The 24722-nt window shown below is 70.6% G+C and carries 15 protein-coding genes; 7 read left to right on the forward strand and 8 right to left on the reverse strand.

Features of this window, described 5'->3' with window-relative positions:
• Positions 1-46 precede the first annotated feature (46 nt).
• The 3 genes from ACTJJ4_RS17415 (at position 47) to ACTJJ4_RS17425 (ending at position 3402) form a co-directional block, all read left to right on the forward strand.
• Positions 47-1672 (forward strand): AMP-binding protein, encoded by a 1626-nt coding sequence (locus tag ACTJJ4_RS17415; RefSeq protein ID WP_440944488.1) that lies wholly within the window; start codon positions 47-49, stop codon positions 1670-1672.
• Between the two features lie 68 nt (positions 1673-1740).
• Complete coding sequence (locus ACTJJ4_RS17420; RefSeq protein ID WP_440944489.1) at positions 1741-2565, forward strand: LuxR C-terminal-related transcriptional regulator; 825 nt, start codon at positions 1741-1743, stop codon at positions 2563-2565.
• 246 nt (positions 2566-2811) lie between these two features.
• Positions 2812-3402 (forward strand): GNAT family N-acetyltransferase, encoded by a 591-nt coding sequence (locus ACTJJ4_RS17425; protein WP_440944490.1) that lies wholly within the window; start codon positions 2812-2814, stop codon positions 3400-3402.
• A gap of 172 nt (positions 3403-3574) precedes the next feature.
• On the opposite strand, the gene ACTJJ4_RS17430 is transcribed toward ACTJJ4_RS17425, so the two are convergent.
• The gene (locus tag ACTJJ4_RS17430) at positions 3575-5707 is read right to left on the reverse strand and encodes a copper-translocating P-type ATPase (RefSeq protein ID WP_440944491.1); all 2133 of its coding nucleotides are present in this window, start codon (positions 5705-5707) and stop codon (positions 3575-3577) included.
• A gap of 214 nt (positions 5708-5921) precedes the next feature.
• On the opposite strand from ACTJJ4_RS17430, the gene ACTJJ4_RS17435 reads away from it, so the two are divergent.
• Together ACTJJ4_RS17435 and ACTJJ4_RS17440 are read left to right on the forward strand one after the other, a co-directional pair.
• Complete coding sequence (locus ACTJJ4_RS17435) at positions 5922-6341, forward strand: DUF6153 family protein (protein ID WP_440944492.1); 420 nt, start codon at positions 5922-5924, stop codon at positions 6339-6341.
• Positions 6342-6408: 67 nt separating this feature from the next.
• On the forward strand, positions 6409-7008 hold the full coding sequence (locus ACTJJ4_RS17440; RefSeq protein ID WP_440944493.1) for a DUF305 domain-containing protein: 600 nt from the start codon (positions 6409-6411) through the stop codon (positions 7006-7008).
• Between the two features lie 77 nt (positions 7009-7085).
• Here the strand turns inward: ACTJJ4_RS17440 and ACTJJ4_RS17445 are convergent, their stop codons facing one another.
• The 6 genes from ACTJJ4_RS17445 to ACTJJ4_RS17470 all read right to left on the reverse strand — a co-directional run bounded on the left by ACTJJ4_RS17445 (position 7086) and on the right by ACTJJ4_RS17470 (position 16098).
• Complete coding sequence (locus tag ACTJJ4_RS17445) at positions 7086-9344, reverse strand: heavy metal translocating P-type ATPase (RefSeq protein ID WP_440944494.1); 2259 nt, start codon at positions 9342-9344, stop codon at positions 7086-7088.
• A 54-nt stretch (positions 9345-9398) separates the two neighbouring features.
• Positions 9399-9608, reverse strand: a complete 210-nt coding sequence (locus ACTJJ4_RS17450; RefSeq protein WP_285631751.1) for a heavy-metal-associated domain-containing protein — start codon at positions 9606-9608, stop codon at positions 9399-9401.
• Between the two features lie 105 nt (positions 9609-9713).
• Complete coding sequence (locus ACTJJ4_RS17455) at positions 9714-12548, reverse strand: helix-turn-helix transcriptional regulator (protein WP_440944495.1); 2835 nt, start codon at positions 12546-12548, stop codon at positions 9714-9716.
• Positions 12549-12692: 144 nt separating this feature from the next.
• Positions 12693-12911 (reverse strand): hypothetical protein, encoded by a 219-nt coding sequence (locus ACTJJ4_RS17460; RefSeq protein WP_440944496.1) that lies wholly within the window; start codon positions 12909-12911, stop codon positions 12693-12695.
• 128 nt (positions 12912-13039) lie between these two features.
• A complete protein-coding gene (locus ACTJJ4_RS17465; RefSeq protein ID WP_440944497.1) occupies positions 13040-14299 on the reverse strand; it encodes an alpha-L-fucosidase in 1260 nt (419 codons plus the stop codon).
• Positions 14296-16098 (reverse strand): glycoside hydrolase family 35 protein, encoded by a 1803-nt coding sequence (locus tag ACTJJ4_RS17470; protein WP_440944498.1) that lies wholly within the window; start codon positions 16096-16098, stop codon positions 14296-14298. The genes ACTJJ4_RS17465 and ACTJJ4_RS17470 overlap by 4 nt, the downstream gene beginning before the upstream one ends.
• A 95-nt stretch (positions 16099-16193) precedes the next feature.
• Here ACTJJ4_RS17470 and ACTJJ4_RS17475 point away from each other — a divergent pair, with 95 nt between their 5' ends.
• Positions 16194-17219 carry a LacI family DNA-binding transcriptional regulator gene (locus tag ACTJJ4_RS17475; RefSeq protein ID WP_440944499.1) on the forward strand — a complete coding sequence of 342 codons (1026 nt, stop codon included), beginning with the start codon at positions 16194-16196 and terminating at the stop codon, positions 17217-17219.
• Between the two features lie 68 nt (positions 17220-17287).
• On the opposite strand, the gene ACTJJ4_RS17480 is transcribed toward ACTJJ4_RS17475, so the two are convergent.
• A complete protein-coding gene (locus ACTJJ4_RS17480; RefSeq protein WP_440944500.1) occupies positions 17288-21151 on the reverse strand; it encodes an endo-alpha-N-acetylgalactosaminidase family protein in 3864 nt (1287 codons plus the stop codon).
• Positions 21152-21497: 346 nt separating this feature from the next.
• On the opposite strand from ACTJJ4_RS17480, the gene ACTJJ4_RS17485 reads away from it, so the two are divergent.
• Positions 21498-24692 (forward strand): glycosyl hydrolase family 95 catalytic domain-containing protein, encoded by a 3195-nt coding sequence (locus ACTJJ4_RS17485; RefSeq protein WP_440944501.1) that lies wholly within the window; start codon positions 21498-21500, stop codon positions 24690-24692.
• Positions 24693-24722 lie beyond the last annotated feature (30 nt).

Consider the following 24722-nt stretch of genomic DNA (forward strand, 5'->3'; position numbering starts at 1 on the left):
CCGTACGGGGGTGGCCGGGTCGCCGGCCGGGGAGCATCCTGATGCGATGAGCAACGGCGCTTCCTATGCATCCGGAACCAGCACGACCCCGCTTCTCGGCCAGACCATCGGCGGGATGCTGCGCGAAACGACGGCCCGCTTCGGCGAGCGCGAGGCCCTGGTCGACTCGGCGTCCGGTCGCCGGTGGACCTTCACGCAGCTGCTGCACGACAGCGAGCGCCTGGCCTCCGCGCTGCGCGGGCTCGGCATCCGCAAGGGCGACCGGGTCGGCATCTGGGCGCCGAACTGCGCCGAATGGGTGCTGACGCAGTACGCCACCGCGCTGATCGGCGCCATCCTGGTGAACGTCAACCCCGCGTATCGCACCCACGAGGTGAAGTACGTGATCGAGCAGTCCGAGATGGCGCTGATCGTCAGCGCGGTCGAGTACCGCACCTCGAAGTACGCCGAGATGCTCGCCGAGATCGGCTATGAGAAGACGCTGTTCATCGGCACCGACCGCTGGGCTCGGCTGATCGATGCCGCGCCGGAATTCCAGGACACGGATGCCCTGGCCTTCGACGACCCGATCAACATCCAGTACACGTCGGGCACCACCGGGTTCCCGAAGGGCGCGACGCTGACGCACCACAACATCCTCAACAACGGTTTCTTCGTGGGCGAGGGCATCGCGTACACCGAGCAGGACCGCGTGGCGCTGCCGGTGCCGCTGTACCACTGCTTCGGCATGGTGATGGGCATCCTCGGGGCGCACTCGCACGGCGCCGCCGCGGTGCTGCCGGCGCCGGGCTTCGACCCCGAGATCACGCTGCAGGTCGTGCAGGACGAGCGCATCACGTCGCTGTACGGCGTGCCGACCATGTTCATCGCCGAGCTGTCACACCCGCGGTTCACGGAGTTCGACCTGTCGTCGCTGCGCACCGGGATCATGGCCGGCTCGCCGTGCCCGGTGGAGATCATGGAGCGCACCATGAACGAGATGGGCATGAGCGAGGTGGCCATCTGCTACGGGATGACCGAGACCTCACCGGTGTCGACCATGACGAAGATGGACGACGACGTCGCCGCCCGCACGCAGACCGTCGGGCAGGTGATGCCGCACGTCGAGGTGAAGATCATCGACGAGGACGGCCAGGTGGTGCCTCTGGGCGTCCCGGGGGAGCTGTGCACGCGCGGCTACTCGGTGATGCTCGGCTACTGGAACGAGCCGGCGAAGACCGCCGAGGCCATCGACGCAGGACGTTGGATGCACACCGGCGACATGGCGACCATGGACGCCGACGGTCGCCTGCAGGTCGTCGGCCGCATCAAGGACATGGTGATCCGCGGCGGAGAGAACATCTACCCGCGCGAGATCGAGGAGTTCCTGTACTCGCACCCCGACGTGCAGGACGTGCAGGTGATCGGCGTGCCCGACGAGCAGTACGGCGAGGAGCTGATGGCCTGGATCGTGCTTCGACCCGGCGCTTCCGCGCTGACGGCCGAGGACGTGCGGACGTTCGCGACCGGGAAACTGGCGCACTTCAAGATCCCGAAGTACGTGCACCTGGTCGACGCGTTCCCCATCACGATCACCGGCAAGGTGCGCAAGGTCGAGATGCGGGAGATGGCGGTGCAGCTGCTGCTCCTGAACGAGGAGCGCAGCGACGAGACGAAGGGGGCCGGGCGCTGAGCTCCGGCGGCGGTGTAGGTTCTATGGCGGGCGGCGGCACCGTGGCACCGCCCGGCAGGAGGTGCAGGATGCCGTTGTTCGGATCCTCATTCCACGCGCTGCGCGACCGCAGCGAGCTGGACATCGTGTTCGGCGGCATCGCGCGCCCGCGCGCCAACCACTTCGCCATCTCGCACACGCTCGGCGGTCGCACCGATCGGCTGAACGGCCTGGTGATCCGCACCGGTCACGGCCTGGGCGGGCTGGTGATGGCATCCGCTCGTGCGGCGACGGTGCGCGACTACCTCAGCGACGGCCACATCACGCACACCTACGACGCCGCCGTGGCGGCCGAGCGGATGCGCACCGTCAGCGCCTTCCCGGTGATCGTGAAGGGCGATGTGCGCGGGGTGATCTACGGGGCCACGCGGGATGCCGCGACGCTCACTCCCGAGGCGTCCGCGGCGATGAAGCGCGTGGCCGACGGGTTCGGCTACGACCTGGCCGTGGAGGAGGCGCTGGCGCAGCGCGCGGAGGTGGCGGATACTGCGGAGAGGATGCGCGCGGGCGAGCGCTCGGCCCCCGATCGCGAGTGGGAGGACGTGCGCGTCGCGTTCGCCGAGCTGCGCGAGCTGGCGCAGGACGTCGAGGATGCCGGCATCCGGGCGCGGCTGGACGCGATCCTCGAGCGCATGACCCATCCGCGCTCGTCCTCGGGGGCGCGGCTTTCGGCGCGCGAGGTGGACGTGCTGGCCCTGGTCGCCATGGGCTGCGGCAACAGCGAGGTCGGCACGCGCCTGAACCTCGGCGCCGAGACCGTGAAAAGCTACCTGCGCACGGCATCCCGCAAGCTCGGCGCGGCGAACCGGGTCGAGGCCGTGCGGCTGGCGCGCGCCGCCGGGCAGCTGCCCTGAGGCGGAGCCGCCGCATCCGGGTCCAGCATCCGCTCCCGGCATCCGCCCACCGGCATCCGGCCACCGGCCAGGTCGCGGTTCGTCCCGTTCTCGGCATCCCGCCCCGGTTCACGTCGCAGTTCGTCCCGTTCTGGGCGCCGCAGAGCGTGACGAAATGCGACCCGAAGGTCTCGTGTGCTCGAATGGCGCGACGAAGTGCGACCCGGAGCGGTCGGGTCGGCAGAGGGCCGGCGCTACGCTGACGGAATGGCTTCACTCAGCAGTGTCGACTGGCCGATCCTGACGGAGCGGCTGCGGATCCGGCCGCTGGAGGACGCGGACCTCGACGCGGTCTGGGAGTTCCGCCGGCTTCCCGAGGTGAACAGGTGGCTCGGTCGCGCGCCGGACACCCGAGAGGCGTTCGGCGAGACGTACTCCGATCCCGGGCGACGCGCGATCACGTTCGTGATCGAACTCGCGGATGCCACCGGCGGCGCACCCGCGATCATCGGCGACCTGATGGTCAAGGTGGGAGACGCGTGGGCGCAGGCCGAGGTCGCCGAGCAGGCGGCGGGCACCGAGGCGGAGCTCGGCTGGGTGCTCGCGCCTGCATACGCCGGGCGCGGGTACGCCTCCGAAGCAGTCCGCGCGGTGATCGGCCTCTGCTTCGGAACGCTCGGGCTGCGCCGCGTGCACGCCGGGTGCTTCGCGGCCAACGAGCCGTCGTGGCGGCTGATGGAGCGCCTCGGCATGCGCCGCGAGGAGTTCAGCCGGAAGACCGCACTGCACCGCTCGGGCGAGTGGATGGACGGCATGAACTACGGGCTGCTCGCCGAGGAGTGGCCGGGCCGCCGCTGACGACCACAGCCCGCGGCAGGCCGGCCGGCTCTGCGACAGGCCGACGGGTGGACGGAATCACTGTCCAGGTATCAAGATCGGTCGAATCTCCGCCCTGAATAACGGCAGAAGCTGATACCCGGGAACGGGGTTCCGGCAGAAGTCGATACCTGGACCAGGCCGAGCCGCCGCGTCAGCGGGCGACGACCCGTTCGGGGCGCAGGTCGAGGCGGCGCAGCGCCTGGGCGTTGAGCGCCACGACGATCGTGGACAGGCTCATCAGCACGGCGCCGACCGACATCGGCAGCACGAACCCGATCGGAGCGAGCACGCCGGCCGCGAGCGGCACCGACATCAGGTTGTAGCCGGCGGCCCACCACAGGTTCTGCTTCATCTTGCGGTAGCTCGCCTGCGACAGCTCGATCACCGAGACCACCGAGCGCGGGTCGTCGGATGCCAGGATGACCCCGGCCGAGGCGATCGCCACGTCCGTGCCTGCACCGATCGCGATGCCGACGTCGGCCTGCGCGAGCGCCGGGGCGTCGTTGACGCCGTCGCCGACCATCGCGACCTTCTTGCCCTCGCGCTGCAGCTCGGCGACCTTGGCGGACTTGTCCTCGGGCCGCACGCCCGCGAACACCCGCTCGATGCCCAGTTCCCCGGCGACCGAGCGCGCCACGGCCTCGGCATCACCGGTGATCATGACCACCTCGACGCCCCGCCGACGGAGCGCGGCCACCGCCTCGCGCGACTCGGCGCGGATCTCGTCCGCGAGCCTCAGCCCGCCGATCACCCGCCCGTCGCGCACGACATGCAGGATGATCGCGCCCTCGGTGCGCCAGCCGGCGGCATCCGGCACCTCCTCGGCACCGACCTCCTCCAGCAGCCGGGGTCCGCCGACGCGGATCTCGTGCCCGTCGACCGTGGCGGTGACGCCGACGGCGGGCGAGGACGTGAAGCCGGTCGCGCCGGCGACGGTCAGGGCGGATGCCGCGCGCACGATCGCCCTGGCCAGCGGATGCTCGCTGTCGGCCTCCGCGGCGGCGGCGAGCGCCAGCACGTCGTCGTCCGACCATCCCTCGACCGGAGCGACGCCCGTCACGGTGGGCTCGCCCTTGGTGAGCGTGCCGGTCTTGTCGAACAGCACGGCATCGATGTCGCGCATGGTCTCCAGCGCGAGACGGTCCTTCACGAGCACTCCGGCGCGCGCTGCGCGCTCGGTCGCGATCGAGACGACCAGCGGGATCGCCAGGCCCAGCGCGTGGGGGCAGGCGATCACGAGCACCGTGATGGTGCGGATGACGGCCTCGTCCGGCAGTCCGACGAACGTCCAGACCAGCGCGGTGATCACGGCGGCACCCAGCGCGAACCAGAACAGCCAGGCGGCGGCCCGGTCGGCCAGCCGCTGGGCGCGGGAACTGGATGCCTGCGCGTCGGCGACGAGCTTGCGGATCCCGGCGAGTGCGGTGTCGTCGCCGGTGGCGGTCACCTCGACGCGCAGCCCGGAATCGGTCGCGACCGTGCCTGCCGTGACGGGGTCGCCGGTGGTGCGGCTGACTGTGCGGGACTCGCCGGTGAGCATGGACTCGTCCATGTCGGCGCGACCGTCCACGATCACCCCGTCGGCCGGGATGCTGCCGCCCGGGCGCACCCGCACGATGTCGCCCACGCGCAGGTCGGCCGGGCTCACGACGGTGATGTCGTCGCCGTCCACCCGCTCGGCCTCGTCGGGCAGCAGGGCTGCGAGGGAGTCGAGGGCCGAGGTGGTCTGCGCGAGCGAGCGCATCTCCAGCCAGTGCCCGAGCAGCATGATCACGATCAGCAGGGCGAGCTCCCACCAGAACTCGAGCTCATGGTGCAGGATGCCCAGGCTCGCTCCCCACGAGGCGAGGAATGCCACGGTGATCGCCAGGCCGATCAGCAGCATCATGCCGGGCTTGCGCGACCTGAGCTCGGAGACCGCGCCGGTGAGGAACGGCCGCCCGCCCCAGACGTACATGACCGTGCCGAGGATCGGGGCGATCCAGCGAGCCCAGCCGGGGACCTCGTAGCCGAGGATCATCGCGAACATGCCGCTCGAGGCGACCACGGGGACGGCGATCAGCAGGTTGATCCAGAAGAGCCGGCGGAACTGGCCGACATGGTCGCCGTGGCCTGCGTGTCCCCCGTGCCCGGAGTGGTCGCCGTGGCCTGCGTGAGCTGCGTGGTCGCTGTGCTCTGCGTGAGCTGCGTGGTCGCCGTGGCCCGCGTGCGCGTCGTGCTCCGCGTGCGCACCATGGCCCGCGTGCCCCGCGTGCGCACCATGACCGGAGAGGTTCTCCGACATGGCAGGACTCTCGTGCTGGGAGGCTTCCCCCATCGCGGAGTTCTCCTCCCGAACGGGGGTGCGACGCATATGCTCTGCGTGGTTGTGCGGGTCCATCGGGGCCTCCTCGGCATCCGGTGCCGGGGGTACCGGCTTCTGATGTCTTCCAACCAAGATACCCCCAGGGGGTATTCCCGACAAGGACTCCGAAGATGTCGAGAAGGGGCGGTGGAACATGCAGCGCAGCACCGGCATGCCCCTGCTGCTGGCGATCGCGCTGGGCGTGATCCTCGGCCTGCTCGGGATGCACACCTTCAGCGCCGACCCGGTGGGGCACGGTCCGGGCCTCGTCTCCCACACCATCGAGTCCGACGACTCCGCCCACGGCTCGACCCTGAGTGCGGCGGCGCACGGCGAGCCCCGATCCACCGCGCCGGGCCTCTCGTCCGCGGCACAGCCCGAACCCTCGCACCCCGGCATGCTCATGACGTGCGTGCTCGCCCTGCTCGCGGGACTGCTGCTCGCGATCCGCCCCTCGCGCGTGCAGCGCGTGCTGCGCGGCATCCGCTGGGCGGCCCGCAGCAGGGCATCCGCATCCCGGACGGCGCCTCGCCGTCCGCCCTCGCACATCGCGCTCTGCATCAGTCGGACCTGAGTCCGGTATGGACGCCGCCCGCGGCGTCATCCCCACGACCCAGACGACAGATACCAAGGAGACTCAGATGCGAATCCGCACACTCACCATCAGCACCATCACGCTCGCCACGGCCCTCACACTGGCCGGATGCTCGGCTCCGTCCGACATGAGCGGGATGGATCACAGCTCCTCGAGCGCCTCACCCGCGCCGAGCAGCCCCAGCGGCTCCACCGCCGCAGCCCAGGCCGACATCGACTTCGCGATGAACATGATCGCCCACCACCAGCAGGCCGTCGAGATGTCCGACATCGTGCTCGGGAAGGACGGCACCGCCCCGCAGGTGGCCGAACTGGCCGAACGGATCAAGAGCGCCCAGCAGCCCGAGATCGACACCATGCGGGAGTGGCTGACCGGGTGGGGGCAGGCCCCCGACATGGGCGGCATGGACCACGGCGGCGGGATGATGTCGCCCGACGACCTCGCGGCGCTCGAGGACGCCGACGGCGTCACCGCGTCTCGCCTGTTCCTGGAGCAGATGATCATGCACCACGAGGGCGCCGTCGAGATGGCCCGGAAGGAGCTGGCCGCCGGGAAGGCTCGGGATGCCCTGGACCTCGCGCAGCGCGTGGTCGACGATCAGACGGCCGAGATCGCCGAGATGCGGAAGATGCTCAACTCGCTCTGACGCTCGGGCGCACGAAAAGGGGGCGGGTCGCGATCGCGGCCCGCCCCCCTTCTGCGTCGTCCTCTCGGTGACGCCGTTCAGCGGAAGGAGCGCAGACGCAGGCTATTGCCCACGACGAACACGCTCGAGAAGGCCATCGCGGCTCCTGCGAGCATCGGGTTCAGCAGGCCCAGCGCCGCGAGCGGGATCGCCGCGGTGTTGTACGCGAACGCCCAGAACAGGTTGTCCTTGATGGTGCCGAGCGTGCGGCGCGAGAGGCGGATGGCGTCGGATGCCGCGCGCAGGTCCCCCCGCACGAGAGTGATGTCGGATGCCTGGATCGCCGCATCCGTGCCCGTGCCCATCGCCATGCCCAGATCGGCCTGAGCGAGGGCGGGGGCGTCGTTGACGCCGTCGCCGACCATCGCGACGACGCGGCCCTCGGCCTGCAGCCGCGCCACGACGGCGACCTTGTCGGCCGGCAGCACCTCGGCGATCACCTCGTCGATGCCGACCTGTGCGGCGATGTGGCGGGCGGCGGCCTGATTGTCGCCGGTCAGCAGCACGGGCGTCAGCCCGAGCGCCTTCAGCTGCGCGACCGCCTCGGCGCTGGTCGCCTTGACCTCGTCGGCGACGACGATCATGCCGCGAGGCGCACCGTCCCAGGCGACCAGGATCGCGGTCTGCCCTGCGGACTCGGCATCCGCCTTCGCCGACAGCAGCTCGGCGGACGGATGCACGGACCAGTCCTCCAGCAGCGACAGACGCCCGACGAGCATGGCGTGTCCTTCGACGACGCCGGTGACCCCGCGACCCTCGTGATTCTGGAACGACTCGACGGCCGGGAGCTCGGCGTCCGCCTCGTCGGTCGCGGCGGATGCGATCGCCCGGGCGATCGGGTGCTCGCTGGCGTGCTCGATCGCCCCGGCCAGCCGCAGCAGCTCCGCGGCAACCGTGCCCTGCTCGGGCATGACGGAGACGACGGACATGCGTCCCTCGGTGACCGTTCCGGTCTTGTCGAGGACGATCGTGTCGACGCGGCGGGTGGACTCGAGCACCTCCGGGCCCTTGATCAGGATGCCCAGCTGCGCGCCGCGACCCGTGCCGACCAGCAGCGCCGTGGGCGTCGCCAGGCCCAGAGCACACGGGCAGGCGATGATGAGCACCGCGACCGCGGCGGTGAAGGCCATGGATGCGGGGAAGCCCAGCAGCAGCCAGGCGGCGAGCGTCACCAGGGCGATGCCGATGACGATGGGCACGAAGATCCCCGAGATCCGGTCTGCCAGGCGCTGCACCTCGGCCTTGCCGGTCTGCGCGTCCTCGACGAGACGCGCCATCTGGGCCAGCTGCGTGTCGGCGCCGACCCGGGTGGCTCGCACGACGATGCGCCCGCCGGCGTTCACGGTGGCGCCGGTCACGGCATCCCCCGCCGACACCTCGACCGGGACGGACTCGCCGGTGATCATCGACTGGTCCACCGCCGACGTCCCGGAGACGACCACGCCGTCCGTCGCGACCTTCTCGCCGGGACGGACGACGAACTCGTCGCCGACCCGCAGCTCGGCGATCGGGATGCGGCGTTCGACCTGGGTTCCTGAGCCCGGCGAGGGGCGGAGCACCGCGACGTCCTTCGCCCCGAGCTCCATCAGCGCCCGCAGCGCCGCCCCCGCCTGGCGCTTGGCCCGCTTCTCGAAGTAGCGCCCGGCGAGCACGAACATCGTCACGCCCGAGGCGACCTCGAGGTAGATGCTCCCTGCTCCGTCGGTGCGCTCGAGCGCGAACGAGAACCCGTGCGTCATGCCGGGCATCCCGGCGGTGCCGAGGAACAGTGCGTACAGCGACCACAGGAACGCGGCCGAGGTGCCGAGGCTGATCAGTGTGTCCATGGTGGCCGCGCCGTGGCGCAGGTTCACCCACGCGGCCCGGTGGAACGGCCAGGCCGCCCACACGATCACCGGTGCGGCGAGCGCCAGCGACGCCCACTGCCAGTAGGTGAACTGCAGCGCGGGGATCATCGCGAGCAGGATCACCGGCACGCTCAGCACGACCGACCCGATCAGGCGGTGTCGCAGCGCGCGCAGCTCGGGGCCCTCGGCGTCCGGTTCGGTGCCCGCGCCGTCCGCATCGGCGGGCGGCACGGGCACAGATGCCGTGTAGCCGGCGTTCTCGACGGCCGTGATCAGCAGGGTCGGGTCGAGCGGCCCGTCGACCACGACCTGCGCCTTCTCGGTCGCGTAGTTGACGGTGGCGGTCACACCGTCGAGCCTGTTCAGCTTCTTCTCGATGCGCATGGCACAGGACGCACAGGTCATTCCGCCGATCTCGAGATCGATGCGGGACGGCTCTGCGATGGTCATGTCATGCTCCTCGGGTCGGGGCTGGATCGGCTGAAGGTGTCGTTCGGAAGGACGTCAGGCGGCGACGGCGCGGTAGCCGGCCTCGTCGACGGCCGCGATCACGGCGTCGGAGTCGACAGCGGATGCCGAGCTGACGACCAGGCGGCCGGTCTGGGCGCTCACGTCGATGCTGTCGACACCGGCGATCTTCGCAACCTCTTCGCGGACGGACATCTCGCAGTGTCCGCAGGTCATTCCGGTCACCTGGAACTCGGTGGTGGTCATGGCGTCTCCTCTGTGTCTCGAGTACCCCCGCAGGGTACTTCCATCAGAGTACTACCAAATACCCCCAGGGGGTATTCCCGTGGCCCTGAGATTCTTCGAGCGCGCTCAGGCGCGGTGGCGGGCCGCGGCCTCGGTGCGGCTGGACGCGCCGAGCTTGCGGAGCACTGCAGAGACGTGCACGCTCACGGTCTTGATGCTGATGAACAGTCGCTCGGCGATCTGCCGGTTGCTCAGGCCCTCGGCGATCAGCTCGAGCACCTGCTGCTCCCGCTCGGTGAGCTCCGATCCGTCGCCCCGGGCCGGCGAGGCGCCCAGCCTGCTGGCCTCCGCGAACTCCCTCGCCTCCCGCCGCAGCCGGGCATGCCCGGTGCGCTCGGCGATGCACGCCGCCTCGGTCAGCGCCGCGGCGGCCTCGCCCCGATCGCCCTGCACGGCGACGAGAGCCCGCGCCAGCTCGAGCCGCAGCGCCGAGCGGAACATCACGGGCCCGTCGATGCGATCCGCCACCGCGATCGCCTCGCGCAGCGAGACCGCGTCACCGTTCAGCAGCCCCTCGACCAGCACGCCCCAGTCCTCGAAGTACGCATGGTGCTCCGACCACGCCTCGCGGATCCGCTCGGCGAGGGCGCTCGCCCTGGCGGCATCGCCGGCCGCGCGCATCCCCGCGACGATCAGCGCCCCGTCCAGCAGCCGCCGCGCGCTGTGAGCGAGTCGCGGGGTCTCGTGGTCCAGCATCCGCTCGAGGGCCTGCGCGGCGTCGGAGAGCCGGCCCGAGGCGAGTCCGATCGCCATCTCGACGTCGATGATCGAGTACCAGACCTGGCGCTCCACCTCGGCCGCCGCCAGGAACGTCGGACGCCACTCCTCGAGCAGGGCGCTCGCCTCGTCGATCCGGCCCCGCCAGACCAGTGCCCGGATGCGGGATGCCGTGGTGTACACCCGGAAGATGCGGAAGCTGCGCAGCGTGAGGTCCTTCGACAGCAGCTCCTCGGCACGGTCGACCTCACCCAGTTCCAGCAGCGGCTCGACCATGTTCTCGGTGAGGATCGACCCGCTGGAGCGCTCCAGCCCGAGTTCGCGGGCGTGCTCGACCCCGCGCTCCGCGGCGCTCAGCGCCTCACGGTAGCGCCCGAGCGTGCTCAGCGAGTCGGAGTGGTTGACCCAGTAGCGCAGCTTGGCGTCGGTGTCGCGGGCGTGCTCCCACGACAGCTCGTACAGCTCCAGCCCCCGGTCGACCTCACCGAGATGCAGCCGGCTGCTGGCGATCAGGTTCGCCGCCACCGAGATCACGTTCTCGAAGCTGCCTTCGCGCCCGATCCGCAGCGCCTGCTCGCCGGCGTCCACCGCCGCCGCCAGGTCCCCCTCGACCATGAGCCGCCCCGCGAGCAGGTTCAGCAGCACGGCGCGAAGCCGCTCGTCGTCGACTCCGTCGTCCATCGCCGCCAGCGCCTGGCGCACGAGACCGGCAGCGCCGGGGCGCCCGCTGTTCTGCACGTACAGCGCCTTGTCGCGAAGGAGCTTCACGCGCACGATCGGCGGCGTGGTGTCGTCGACCTCGTCGAGGGCGAGATTCACGACCGCGATCGCCCGCTCGTCGTGTCCTGCGTTGCGCAGCAGGGATCCGAGACCCTTGAGCAGCTCGAGGTGCGACCGGCCGGCGACCTCCTCGGCATCCGGCACCTGGTCCCACAGCTCCAGCGCGAGCTCGCCGAAGCGGACCGCGCTCGAGAAGGCGAAGCTCGCGCGCGCCCGCTCCGCCGCGGCGATGGCCGCGCCGAGTGCGCGACGCGCGTCGTGCGCCTGATGCCAGTGGAACGCGAGCGCCGCCTCCAGGCCGCACTCCCCTCGCTCCGCGCGCCGCTCCAGCGCCTCGGCATAGGCGCGGTGCAGTCGAGAGCGCTCACCCGGCAGCAGGTCGTCGTGCACGGCCTCGCGCAGCAGCGCGTGCCGGAAGCCGTAGCCCCGGTCGCTGCGCACGGCGAGGATCGCTGCGCCGACGGCGGCACGGATGCCCGCGTCGAGCCGGTCGTCGTCGAGCCCGGCGAGCTCCGTCAGCAGATCGTGGTCGACCACGGCATCCGACGCGGAGATCACCCGCACCACGCGCCTGGCGTCCTCGCCGAGGGCGTCGAAGCGCACCAGCAGCACGTCGCGAAGGGAGTCGGGCAGGGGGCCGGATGCCTCGCAGGAGAGCTCCTCGATGAAGAACGGCACGCCCTCGGAGCGCTCCAGCAGCCGGGCGAAGCCGGCATCGTCAGTGGGGCCGTTCAGCGCCTCGACGAGAGCGCGCACCTGGACCGGGTCCAGGCGCTGCACCTCGATGCGCTCCAGCAGCCGCGCGCGCTCCGCCTCGACCAGGAACGTGCGCACCGAGCCGCCGCGGCGCACCTCGTCCACCCGGCAGGTGAACACGAACAGGATGCGGTGGCCGGCGAGAGCGCGCAGCAGGAAGGCGAGTGCGGTGAGGGTGGCGTCGTCGGCCCAGTGCAGGTCCTCGACGACGATGACGAGCGGATGCCGCGCGGCGGCCGCCTCGAGCACATTGGCGATCGCCTCGCGCAGACCCTCGGCGCCCGAGGTGCGATCGGCCGGCGCCGGGCCGAGCTCGGGCAGCAGCACCCGCAGTGCATCCCTGCCGGGACCGGCGGCCTGCGCCGCGTCGTCGCCGAGAGCCGCCAGCGCGGCGCGCAGGATCGCAGGCAGCGGACCATAGGGAGCCGGAGTGGACCCGTAGTCCAGGCACCATCCGGCGAGCATCAGCGCATCATCGCCCGTGCGTGCGCGGAACTCGCGCAGCAGCCGCGACTTGCCGATGCCGGCCTCGCCCGCGACCAGCACGGCGGAGGTCTCCCCCGCCATGGCACGACGCAGCGCGGCGCCGAGCAGTTCGAGCTCGGCGTCGCGACCCACCATCTCGGCGGTCGAGGCGATGAGGGACATGCCTTCATCGTGCCATCCACCACCGACGTCGGGGGCCGGTGCGGCGGATGCCGGCCGTGCGCCTCGCCCGACGACCTTCCGCGCGGCCGGGGCGGGGGAGGTCGGGGACGGGGCACCTGCTGCGAGGGTCACGCGCGCCTCGCGTCAGGCGTCGGCGAGCGCGCAGCGGGCGCCGGCCGGGCAGTCGGCGGTCGAGGCCGCGGTGCGATGCGCGGCGAGCCGCCGCATCATCCGCCGCCAGACGCCGTCCTTCGCGACGACGCCCGTGCGCTCCGCGATCATGCGCTGACGCTCCGCCAGCTCGGTCGCGCGCTCGAGCTCGAACACGGCGACCCGGTAGGTTCCGAAGGTGTCCAGATTCATGGGATGTCCCCTTTCGATGCATCCCTACACTCCTCGGTAAGGGGGAGGGCGGGCATCGGGAGGATTCCCTATTCCTGCGAGCCGGGCGCCTCAGACCGGCGAGTTCGGGGGGATCCGGGGCGCGTGGCTCACTCAGGCGGCTCGGTCGAGGCCTCGTAGCCGTCGGGCAGTTCGGGAGTGATCAGGGTGGCGTCCGCGGGGTAGACGATCACCGCGAGCAGTTCGGCGTCCTCGTCGGTGCGGATCTCGAAACTCGACAGCGTCGCGGGAGCGACCCGATGGATGCGGCGGATGCCGACCGTGCCGCCGGCGACGAGCTCGCGCCCGCCCTCGACGACCTCATGCCGGGTGATGCGCTGGCCGTTCTCGACGGCTTCGCGCAGCTCGATCTGGCCGACCTCGATCGATTCCGGAAGCGTCGCGATCCAGCATCCGCGCTCCTGCTGGACCAGAGCCGCGTGCACCGGATGGGCGAAGCGGCGGTCGAGCTCGGCACGGAACTCGCGGCCCCGATCCACGTCGGCCGCGTCGATCCGACCGGAGATGTCCGGCGGCAGATTCAGCAGCAGGTTCGCACCCAGGCCGACGGACTGCAGATGGATCGCCATCAGGTGCGCGACGCTCTTGGGTGCGTCGTCCGGATGCCAGAACCATCCGCGCCGGATCGACACGTCGCACTCCGGGGGCGCGTACACGTGCTCGGCCAGCTGATCGCTGCCGGTCACGTACTGGTTCAGAGCCATGCGGTCGGTGACGTACTCGACCGGGTCGGACGCGAGGCCGTCCTCGTTGCCGACCCAGCGGATGGTCGGCTCACCCATGTTGAAGATCATCGCGTCGGGCTGGTGCTCGTGCACAACCCGCATGTACCGCGCCCAGTCGTAGGTGCGACCATCGGATCCGGCGCCGTCGAACCACACCTCGGTCAGCGCACCGTATCCCGTCTTCAGCTCGGTCAGCTGAGCGGCGTACAGGTCGTCGTAGGCGGCCGCGTCCGGATACTCCGGCGCATGCCGATCCCATGGCGACAGGTAGACGCCGAAGCCGATGCCGCGCCGCCGGCACGCGTCGGCGACCTCCGCCACCACGTCGCCGCGTCCGTCCCGCCAGGGTGATGACGCGACGGAGTAGTCCGTGGTCGCGGTGGGCCACAGGCAGAAGCCGTCGTGGTGCTTCGCCGTGAGCACCACGTACGCCGCGCCGAGCTCCACCGCCGTGTCCACCCACTGGCCGGCGTCCAGATCCGTCGGGTCGAAGATCGCGGGGTCGAGCGTGCCGTCGCTCCACTCCAGGCCTGCGAAGGTGTTCAGCCCGAAGTGCAGGAACATCCCGACTCCCGCACGCTGCCACGCCAGCTGTGCGGGGGTCGGTCGCAGTACGGCGCTCATGACCCGACGAACTCCTCGCGCGGGCCGTAGTCGGCGCTCTCGCGGATCTCGACGGCGGCACCGAGGCGGTCGGTCTCGAGCACGACGATCTCGTTCTCGCCCTCACGCCACAGCGGCCCGGGGGCGTACAGCGTGACCTGCGGGCCGCGCTCCCAGTACCGTCCGAGCAGGAAGCCGTTCAGCCACACCATGCCCTTCGCGGAGCCGGGCAGTGCGATCCACGCGTCGAGCGGTCGGGAGACGGTGAGGGATGCCGTGGCCAGGCCGTCGCGCCCTTCGTCGGTTCCTGAGCGAGCGAAGCGAGACGAAGGGCGCTTCGCTCGCTCAGGAACCGGGAGGGAACGCCCCGGGACCACGTCGCGCGGCAGCATCCGGTGCTCCCAGCCGTGCTGGAACCGGCGGCCGATCAGCACGCCGCCGAGGATGCCCTTGCGCTCCCCCGTGAGCGGGCCGTAGTTGATGCGCCCGAGGCTCTCGACGACGATCGTGAGCCGCCCGGCGCCACCCGCCGAGGGCAGCGCGAGGCTCTGCTCGCCGTCGTGCTCGATCGTGCCGAGGCGCACGTCGTCGAGGAACACCGTGGCGCGATCGCGCAGCTCACGCAGCGTGAGCACCGTGTCGGCCTCGAACACGACATCCGACTCATAGGCGACCAGGCCGTCCTCCGCGCCCAGCTCCTCGTACGTGAGCGGCTGGGGCGCGGTCGCGACGACCGGCTGTGCGCGCACGACCTCCAGCAGCGAGGCGGTCGGCACGAGCGGGGCGGATGCGGCGGGCTGATGCTCCGGGGCATCCGGAAGCTCAGGAAGCCCGCCCGCCTGGACCGGGGCGAACGCGGCGCGCAGCGCGTGGAACTTGTCGTTCAGGGAGCCGTCCTCGCCGATCGGGGCATCCGAGTCGTACGACGTGATGGTGGGCTGGATCACCCCGTCGTGGTTGGCGCCGGCCCACAGCCCGAAGTTCGTGCCGCCGTGCGCCATGTAGACGCTGACCGACCCGCCCGCGTCGAGCAGCTCCTGCACGGTGCCGATCATGCTCGCGGCCGAGCGCACGTGGTGCTGCTCGCCCCAGTGGTCGAACCAGCCGCCCCACAGCTCGCTGCACATCAGGTGGTGATCGTCGCGGCGCAGCTCCTGCGCGAGGGGGACGCCGGTGCCGAAGGTGAAGGTGCCCATCACTCCCGGGATGCTGCCGTTGCGCACCATGTCGGCGGTGGTGCCGTCGGCAGTGGTGAGCATCTCGACCATCCCGCGCGAGACCAGCGCGTCGCGCTGGTGCGCGAGGTACGCCTGGTCGCTGCCGTAGGAGCCGTACTCGTTCTCCACCTGGATCAGGCGGATCGGCCCGCCGTGCACGGCCTGCAGCGGTTCCAGCTGAGGGATGAGCGCGTCGAACCAGGCATCCGCGGCGGCGAGGAAGCCTGCATCCGACGAGCGCAGCGCGCGCACCCGACCGGACAGCCAGAACGGGATGCCGCCGTTGGACCACTCCGCGCAGATGTACGGGCTGGGGCGGACGTAGACGTCGAGGCCGACCTCGCCGGCGATGCGGATGAAGCGCGCGACGTCGCGCCAGCCGGTGAAGTCGAACTCGCCCTCGACGCGCTCGTGGAAGTTCCACGCGATGTACGTGTCGACGGTGTTCGCGCCCATCGCCGCCAGACGACGCAGCCGGTCCTCCCACTGGTCGGGGTGGATGCGGAAGTAGTGCACCGCGCCGGAGAGGATGCGGTGCGGTTCGCCGTCGCGGAAGAGGCGGCCGTCGCGCCAGGTGAGCGAGGGTGCGGCGAAGCTGGTCATACGTCTCCCGAGATGCGGATGTTTGCGTTCACACTATCCCATTCGAACCCGAGAACTACCGCAGGATCATGCGGTTGTGCCGCTACCATCGTTCCATGTCACCACGACGCCCGAGCCCCGATCGGGCCCCGAATCAGCTCGACGTCGCACGTGCCGCCGGGGTGAGCGCGCAGACCGTCTCGCGCGTGCTCTCCGGCCAGCAGAACGTGCGCCCCGAGACCGCACGGCGCGTGCACGCGGCGGTCGAGACCCTCGGCTACCGCATCCATGCCGCCGCCGCGTCACTGGCCTCGGGCCGCACCCGCATCCTCGGCATGATCCTCGTCTCGACGGACCGGTACTCCTCCGCCGCGCTCGGGGCCGGCGTGGAGCAGGCCGCCGCGGCGAACGGCTACACGGTCACGATGGCGGCCGTCCCCGACCACGCCTCCACCGACGCGTTCGTGCAGGCCTTCGACCGGCTGGAGCGGCAGGGTGCCGAGGGCATCGTGCTCGGCCTGCCGGTCGAGCTGAACTCCCCGGCGATGCGCATGCGCACGGAGCGCACCCCCTCGACACGCACCGAGCGCGCCTCGCTCGACATGGACGCACCGCTCATCGTCGACCAGCACGCGATCGCACGGCTGGCCGTCGAGCATCTGCTCGACCTCGGGCACTCCACCGTGTGGCACGTGCCCGCCGACGACTACTGGCTCGAATCCCGCCAGCGCCGCGAGACGTGGGAGCAGGTGCTCATGGAGCGCGGCATCACCCCGCCGCCGGTGATCCCCGGCGACTGGACGCCCGAGTCCGGCTATCGCGCCGGGCGCACCATCGCCGCGATCCCGGATGCCACCGCCGTGTTCGTCTCCAGCGACGAGATGGCCTTCGGCCTGATCCGCGCGCTGCACGAGGCCGGCAGACGGGTCCCCGAGGACGTCTCGGTGGTCAGCGTCGACGACATCGCACTGGCCGCCTTCGCCTCGCCGGCGCTGACGACCGTGCGGCAGCCCTTCGAAGGCATGGGCCGCGCCGCCGCGTCGCGCCTCATCGCGCACATCGAGGGCCGCGACCTCGAGGACGTGCCCGACCTGCATCCGGAGCTCATCATCCGCTCGTCCACCGCCGCGCCGCGCGCGTGACGTGAAGGAGCGGATGCTGCATCCGCAGCATCCGCTCCCCACGACTCACCTGCCCCGTCGGGCCACCGTCACGGCGCGCAGGTGAACGTGGCGTCCGCCCAGTCGGCGTGGTCGTTGCCGTTGCCGTCGCCGCCGTCACCGACGACGAGCTCGACGAACTGGCCACCGGTCACGTCGGCGGTGAGATCGAACGTCTCGCTGGTCGGCTTCATCAGCGGCGAGGTGACGACGGTCCTGCCGTCGACCTTCACCGAGAACACGACCGATCCACGTGACGTCTGCACGTCGTCGACGCCGACCTTCGCGGTGAAGGCGCTGCAGTTGCCGCCGAGGAAGTACTTCACGCTGCTCGGCGCGTGCGCACCGAGACCCTTCGCGAAGACGACCCCGTTGAGCTTCAGCGGCGTGCCGTCGCCCTGACCCTGCTCGCCGTTGGACAGATCGCGCTCGACCGGCCCCCAGCCGTTGCTGGAGGTGACCCAGTCGTGGTCGCTGGCGTAGACGGTCTTCGTCGGCGGAGCCGGCAGCGTCTTGACCGTCACCGTGCCCGTCGCCGTCCGCGTCCCGATCGGCTCGACCGTGGTGCTGTACGCGCCCTTGACCGTGATGTCGTACGAGCCGTCGGCGTCCGCCGGCGCGTACAGGTTCCAGTTCGTGGTGAGCGTGCCCTTGGCGGGCAGCGTCGCCGCCGTCGCCGGGGTCACGGCCTCGGCCGTCCAGCCCTCGGGCAGCTCAAGCGACACGGCGAGATCCGAGATCGGGGCGCCCTCGTCCGAGATGAAGGTGGTCGTGAACGGCGTGGCCTCACCCTGCTGGATCACGTCCGCACCGAGCTCTCCGCTCACCTGCGCGCAGGCGGGGATCGCGTCGTAGGCTCCCAGGTCCTCGACCAGGAAGTCGTCCAGGATCATGTCCGCGCTGCCGCCGCCGGTGCGCTCGAGGCCCACGAAGGTGTCGCCGCAGGCGCTGGCGTCGATGACCTGCTCGAAACGCGTGGTCTCGTGCACCGCGCCGATCGACGTGCGCTGCGTGACCCGGGGACCGTTCGCCGCGTCGTACCCCGTGACCCAGGCGTACTCGCCCGCGCTGGTGGACTGGTGGTCGAACGACACGCGGTAGCGGTGCCCGGCCTGGAACGGCACGGAGTACTCGGACGTGCGGTACACGATGCCGGAGTTCTCGTCGTGCGCCATGAGGGAGTACTCGCCGTTCAGGATGTTGTCGATCTTGCGGCCGTTCCATCCCTTCTGGGTGTAGTCGTTGCGCTTGGCGATGTGCGTGCGCGGGTCGGTGCTGCCACCGGCCGCGCCCTTGTAGAACGGCCCCCATCCGGCGTCGACGTCCTCGAAGTCCTCGCGGGCGATGACGCCGTCACCGAGCTTCGGGGCGGCCGCCTTGATGATCCGCACGTCGTCGATGCGCACGGCGGCGTCGCCGGCACCGGCGCTGAACGTCAGCGTGGGGCGGGTCCCGTCGGCGGGCACGGTGAACGGCACCTTCAGGCGCTGCATGGTGGTGCCGTGCCACTCGTCGGCGGCCACGTAGTTCTGCGCGTTCGACGAGTCGATCGCGATCCCGGCATCCGTGCCGCCGGGCACCTGGACGCCGAGCTTCACGTCTCGGGTCTTGTTCTTGTCGATGCCGATCCACGCGCTGGCGGTGTATTCGCCCGCGGGCAGCTCGCCGAGGCGCTGGCTGAGGGATGCCTCGCCTGCGCCGATCCTCGCCGAGCGACGGCCGAGGCCGTCGCGCTCGATCGTGACCTCACCGGCCGGGTTCCAGGCGGCGAGCGTCGTCTCGTTGAAGCCGGGGTCGACCACGGGGGTGCTCTCACCGAAGCGCACCTTCTTGGGCAGGCTGCTGCCGGCATCGGCCTTGGCGCCCGCGGCCAGCACGTAGGGCTGCCCCGCCTTCGCGTCGATCGTGACCTTGCCGTCCACGACCGGGACGTCGGCGACCTTGGTGCGCCCGCCGTCGCCGAGCGAGAACAGCTGCATGGTGGCGTTGCCCGCGAACTCCTTCGTGAGGGTCCACGTGGTGCTGCCGCCCGCAGGGTTGTAGTGGTAGAGCTTGTCGACCTCGCCGCCGTCCTTCGAGGCCCACGGCAGCAGGTAGTTCGCACCATGCAGCACCTCGGCGCCGTCGACCGTGATCGACCGGCTCGCCGCATCCGTGCCGGTGACCCGGACGCCGTCCTCGAGATCGATCGCCTCGTCCGTCCAGCGGGTGATCTCGTGGTGCTGCAGGAACTTGGCCGGAACGTTCGCGGTCCACACGTTCTTCAGGAACCCGTTGAAGTCGTTCTGGTTGGTCCAGCCCTCGAACTCGACGATGTGGCTGGTGCCGAGTCGCGGGTCGGGGTTCCAGACGTCGGCCTCGGTGTTGTTCACGAAGCGCAGGATCTTCGAGTTGATGCCCTTGTTCGTCGAGCCTCCGTAGCTCTCGTCGTTCGCCCAGTGCGACCAGGTGTTGTTGGCGGGCAGCTTGTCGGCCCACTCCGAGCCGACGCGGAAGCCGTGGTCGACCAGGGACTCCTGGATCTTCTTCGCCAGCCAGCCGTACTGGTAGTAGACGTCGACGTAGACGAAGTCGAGGTTGTCGTTGGTGGCATCCGCCAGCTCGCCGATGCGCTTGTCGAGCCGGCCCGAGTTCGTGTCGAAGCGCTGGTCGATGTAGTACGACTGGTCGAGCCAGTTCCAGCCCGGCGACTTCGGGTTCATGATGTCGTCGCTGAACGAGTTCGCCTCGGGGTAGATCTCGGTGGCGTTGATGTGCACGCCGAACGAGGCGTTCCACTTCTTGCCGGCCGCGAGGGCGTCGTTGAGCTCGTCCAGTCCGCCTGCCCGCTCGTTGAAGTTGTCGCCGTAGTCCGTGTTGGCCGAGTCGTGGCCCTCACTGGTGTAGCCCTTCAGCATGGCGACCTGACCGAGCCCGTCGGTGTTCAGCGCGATGCGCTTGACGTCGTCGAGCGTGCGCAGGAACGGGTGCGTGGCCTGCGAGGCGAAGTTGAACGGGATGTGCGTGACGACGTTGTCGGGGGTCTGATCACCCTTGAACGGCGCCACGCGGAGGTCGCGCAGCGCGATCGCGCCGTCCTGCCAGTCGACGGTGCCGTCGCCGTTCGCGTCGGGGGTGATCGCGACCTTGACCCAGGGCAGCTCCTCGGGCTCGGGCGCCCCCTTGGCCCGGTAAAGCCACTGGCCGCTCGAGATGCCGACCTCGACGTCGTCGCCGTCCTTGACGGCCTGGCGCCAGAAGTTGCCGGAGTCCTTGTTGGCGGGGCCGCTGGACTCGTCGTACATGGCGTTGGTCGTGAAGGCCGCCGCGAGCCGTCCGGTGTTCGCGATGACGGTGTTCGACGACACCGGCGAGGCGTTCAGCGGGGTCTGCGCGGTGACCGGGATGAAGGTGTCGCCCGAGACGGCACGGTCGACCGAGAGGTTCGCCGCCGCGACGGCCGATCCCTCGTCGGCCGACGAGACCGTCACGAGGTTCTGTCCCGGGATGCGCAGGGTCGCGACCTTCTTGCCGGGATCCTGGATGTCGGTGAACTTCAGCGTGACCACGTTCTTCTTCACGCTCAGGCGCGCCGTGAGTCGCACGCCGTCGAGGGCGGTCGGGGTGAGCACGTACTCGACCGTGCTCCCGTCGATCCGGGCGGAGCTCACCGAGACCGGCTGCAGGGTGCCGTTGATCTGGATCGAGGTGAGCGCACTGTCATTGCCGCGCATGACGGCGCCGCTGGCGCGATCGATGTACTGGACCACCTGCGGGAAGACGCTGGAGGCTCGCACCTCGAGCACGCCGGTGCGCAGCACCACCTGTCCGTCGTCCGCCGCCCATGCGGGGGCGGTGCTGAAGGCGGACAGGCCGGCCGCGACGACCGCACAGGTCAGGCCCACCCCCGCCCAGCGTCGTTGCGTTCTCTTCACCCTGGTTCTCCTTCGAATCGGCGTTCGGTCACGATGATCGCAGATGATGTTTGCGGAAACAACCCTGGACTTCTGGCTATCACTGCGAAGAACGTGTTGACGAATCGCCAGAGATGAATTCTCTGTAGAGCGCAAACACTTGCTTTGGCGAAACCACTCCTGACCAGGGGCGGATGCGCGCACTCGAGCCCCATGCATCGGATGAATGCGGCGTGAAGACCAGGCTCGGGGGCTGGATGCGATCTGCGATCACCCTAGACATCCGATCATTCGGTGGGTAAGAATGCCACACGATGCCTCATTCCTCGGGCATCACTCCCCGATCGATGACGCTCAGGAGGCATCCGTGCTCGACATTCCGATCTCCCGCCGACAGGCACTGCAGGCAGGCGGATTCGCCGCCCTCGCCGCACTGGCTCCGACCTTCCTCGCCGCCCGGCCGGCGTCAGCCGCCGTGGGCGCACCGCACTCCGCAGCATCGGCCGCCGGGGCCGTCCCCCGGCCGCAGCTCTCCCGGTACGCGCTCTGGTACGGCACACCGGCGAAGGACTGGGAGTCGCAGGCACTGCCCATCGGCAACGCGCGTCTCGGCGCGAAGCTGTTCGGCGACCCCACCGCCGATGTGGTGCAGTTCAACGAGCAGAGCATGTGGGGAGGCGTGAACGATTACGACAACGCCCTCGCCGGCCAGGGCGACGGCGCCTACGACACCTCGGTGACCGGTTTCGGCTCGTACCGGGACTTCGGCACCGTGACCGTCTCGTTCGGCGGGACCACCACGGTGACGTCACCCGGCGGGCCCTACCGGACCTCGGGCTCGGAGGGCGTCGACCGCAGTTACGACGGCGACTCCCGCACCAAATGGTGCATCGACGGCCCGCCCGCACAGGTGCTCTGGCAGGCCGACCTGGCGGACCCGGCCGAAGTCGCCTCGTACAGCCTGACCAGCGCGAACGACGTCCCCGCCCGCGACCCCCAGCAGTGGACGTTCCAGGGTTCCGCGGATGGCTCGTCCTGGACGACGCTGGACGCGCGGACCGGAGCTCCCTTCGAGAGCCGGTTCCAGACCAAGACGTACGCAGTGGCGAACCCGGGGACCTACCGGCACTATCGCTTCGTGTTCGTGCCGAAGGCCGGCGTCAGCCACTTCCAGCTGTCCGAGATCGGCCTGGCGGGCGTGGCGCTCACCGGCGGGGACGGCTGGTACGTCTCATCTCCGAGCGGGCACGCCGATTCGCTGCTGGGCAGCGTCGACGGAGACGCCCGCACGGTGTGGCAGGTCGACGAGGTCGGGTCGGGGGCCAGCTGGCAGGTCGAGTCCGCCACGAAGCGCGCCTTCACCGGCTACGCGCTCACGTCCGCGGCCGACGACGCCGCGCGCGATCCGCGGGACTGGACGGTCGCGGGGTCCGACGACGGCCTCACCTGGACGACTCTGCATCAGGCTACCGCCGAGACGTTCGCCGAACGCGGCCAGACCCGCGTCTTCACGTTCTCCAACACGAAGGCGTACGCGGTGTACCGCATCCTCTTCACGGGCCCCTCGGCGTTCCGGGTAGCCGGGATCGCCTTCACCGCCGGGGCGTTCAGCACGGCCGGGGCCCGCACGGTCGTCGACTACCGCCGGGCCCTCGACATCGCCGACGGCACGTACAGCACGCATTTCGCCACCACCGCGGGAACAGTGCTGCGCGAGGCGTTCGCCTCGCGGGACGCCGACGTCATCGTGCTGAGATACTCCACCGATCGCGCCAGCTCGCTGAACGCCGACATCGGCATGGTCTCGGCGCAGGAGGCGAAGACGACAGCGGATGCTGCGAGGCGCCGCCTGTCGTTCGCGGGCACGATGGCGAACCAGCTGAGCCACGCGGCCGTGCTGCAGATCGCCGACACGGACGGCGAGGTCGCGGCGGCGGGAGACGGGCTCCGCGTGACCGGCGCGACCTCGATCACCCTGCTGCTCGATGCGCGCACCGACTACCTGATGGATGCCGCGAAGGGATGGCGGGGCGCCGCGCCCCTGCCCGGGATCGAGAAGGCCCTGTCCGCGGCATCCGCCCGCTCCTTCGACGAGCTGCGCTCGGCGCACGTCGCCGAGGTGTCGGCTCTGATGTCACGAGCGAAGGTGGACTGGGGCCGCACCGCGGACGCGGTGCTGGCGCTGCCGACGCAGCGCCGGCTGACCCGCTATGCCGCCGGCGAGTCCGATCCGACGCTCGAGCAGACCATGTACGCCTACGGGCGCTACCTGCTGCTGAGCTCGTCCAAGCCCGGCGGGCTGCCGGCCAACCTGCAGGGGCTGTGGAACAACAGCAACCAGCCGGCCTGGGCCAGCGACTACCACACCAACATCAACATCCAGATGAACTACTGGGGCGCCGAGACCGCCGACCTGCCGGAGGCCCACGAGGCGCTTGCGGCGTTCATCGAGCAGGTCGCCGTGCCGAGCCGCGTCGCCACCCGGAACGCCTTCGGCGACGTGCGGGGCTGGACGGCGCGCACCTCGCAGAGCATCTTCGGCGGCAACTCCTGGGAGTGGAACACCGTCGCCAGCGCCTGGTACGCGCAGCACCTCTACGAGCACTGGGCGTTCACGCAGGACAAGCGATACCTGCGCGACCACGCCTACCCGCTGATCAAGGAGATCTGCGAGTTCTGGGAGGACCGCCTCAAGACGCTCCCGGACGGCACGCTGGTGTCGCCGAACGGATGGTCGCCCGAGCACGGGCCCCGCGAGGACGGCGTGATGTACGACCAGCAGATCATCTGGGACCTCTTCCAGAACTACCTCGACTGCGCAGAGGCACTCGACGTCGACCTGGACTACCGGGCGACGGTGGCCGACATGCAGAGCAGGCTCGCGCCGAACAGGATCGGCAGCTGGGGTCAGCTGCAGGAGTGGCAGACCGACCGCGACGATCCGAAGGACATCCATCGGCACACCTCGCACCTGTTCGCCGTCTACCCCGGCCGGCAGATCACCGTGGACGACACCGAGCTCGCCGCGGCCGCGCTGGTGTCGCTGAAGGCGCGCTGCGGCGAGAAGGAGGGCGTGCCGTTCACCGCCGGCACCGTCTCGGGCGACAGCCGCCGTTCCTGGACCTGGCCCTGGCGCGCCGGCCTGTTCGCCCGCCTCGGCGATGCGGAGCGCGCCGGCATCATGGTGCGCGGGCTGCTCACCTACAACACGCTGCCCAACCTGTGGGCGAACCATCCGCCGTTCCAGCTGGACGGGAACTTCGGCATCACCGGGGCGATCGCCGAGATGCTGCTGCAGAGCCACGAGGGCGCCATCCGCCTGCTGCCTGCACTGCCCGCCGCTTGGGGCGAGAAGGGCTCGTTCACCGGCCTGCGCGCTCGCGGCGGCTACCGGGTGAGCTGCGAATGGCGGGACGGAAGGGTGGTGTCGTACGACGTCGTGGCGGACCGGGCGCCGAACATGTCGAACGTCGTCGTCATCGTGAACGGACAGCGCCGCAAGGTCAAGCCCGCCAACCTCAAGGCCGGGCTGCCGATGCGGGACCTCGGCCCGGCGAACTGAGTCCGGCGGGTCGAGTCCGGCGGCCCGGCG

Origin of the sequence: Microbacterium sp. 22195, assembly GCF_052056515.1 — a bacterium.
GTDB lineage: Bacteria > Actinomycetota > Actinomycetes > Actinomycetales > Microbacteriaceae > Microbacterium.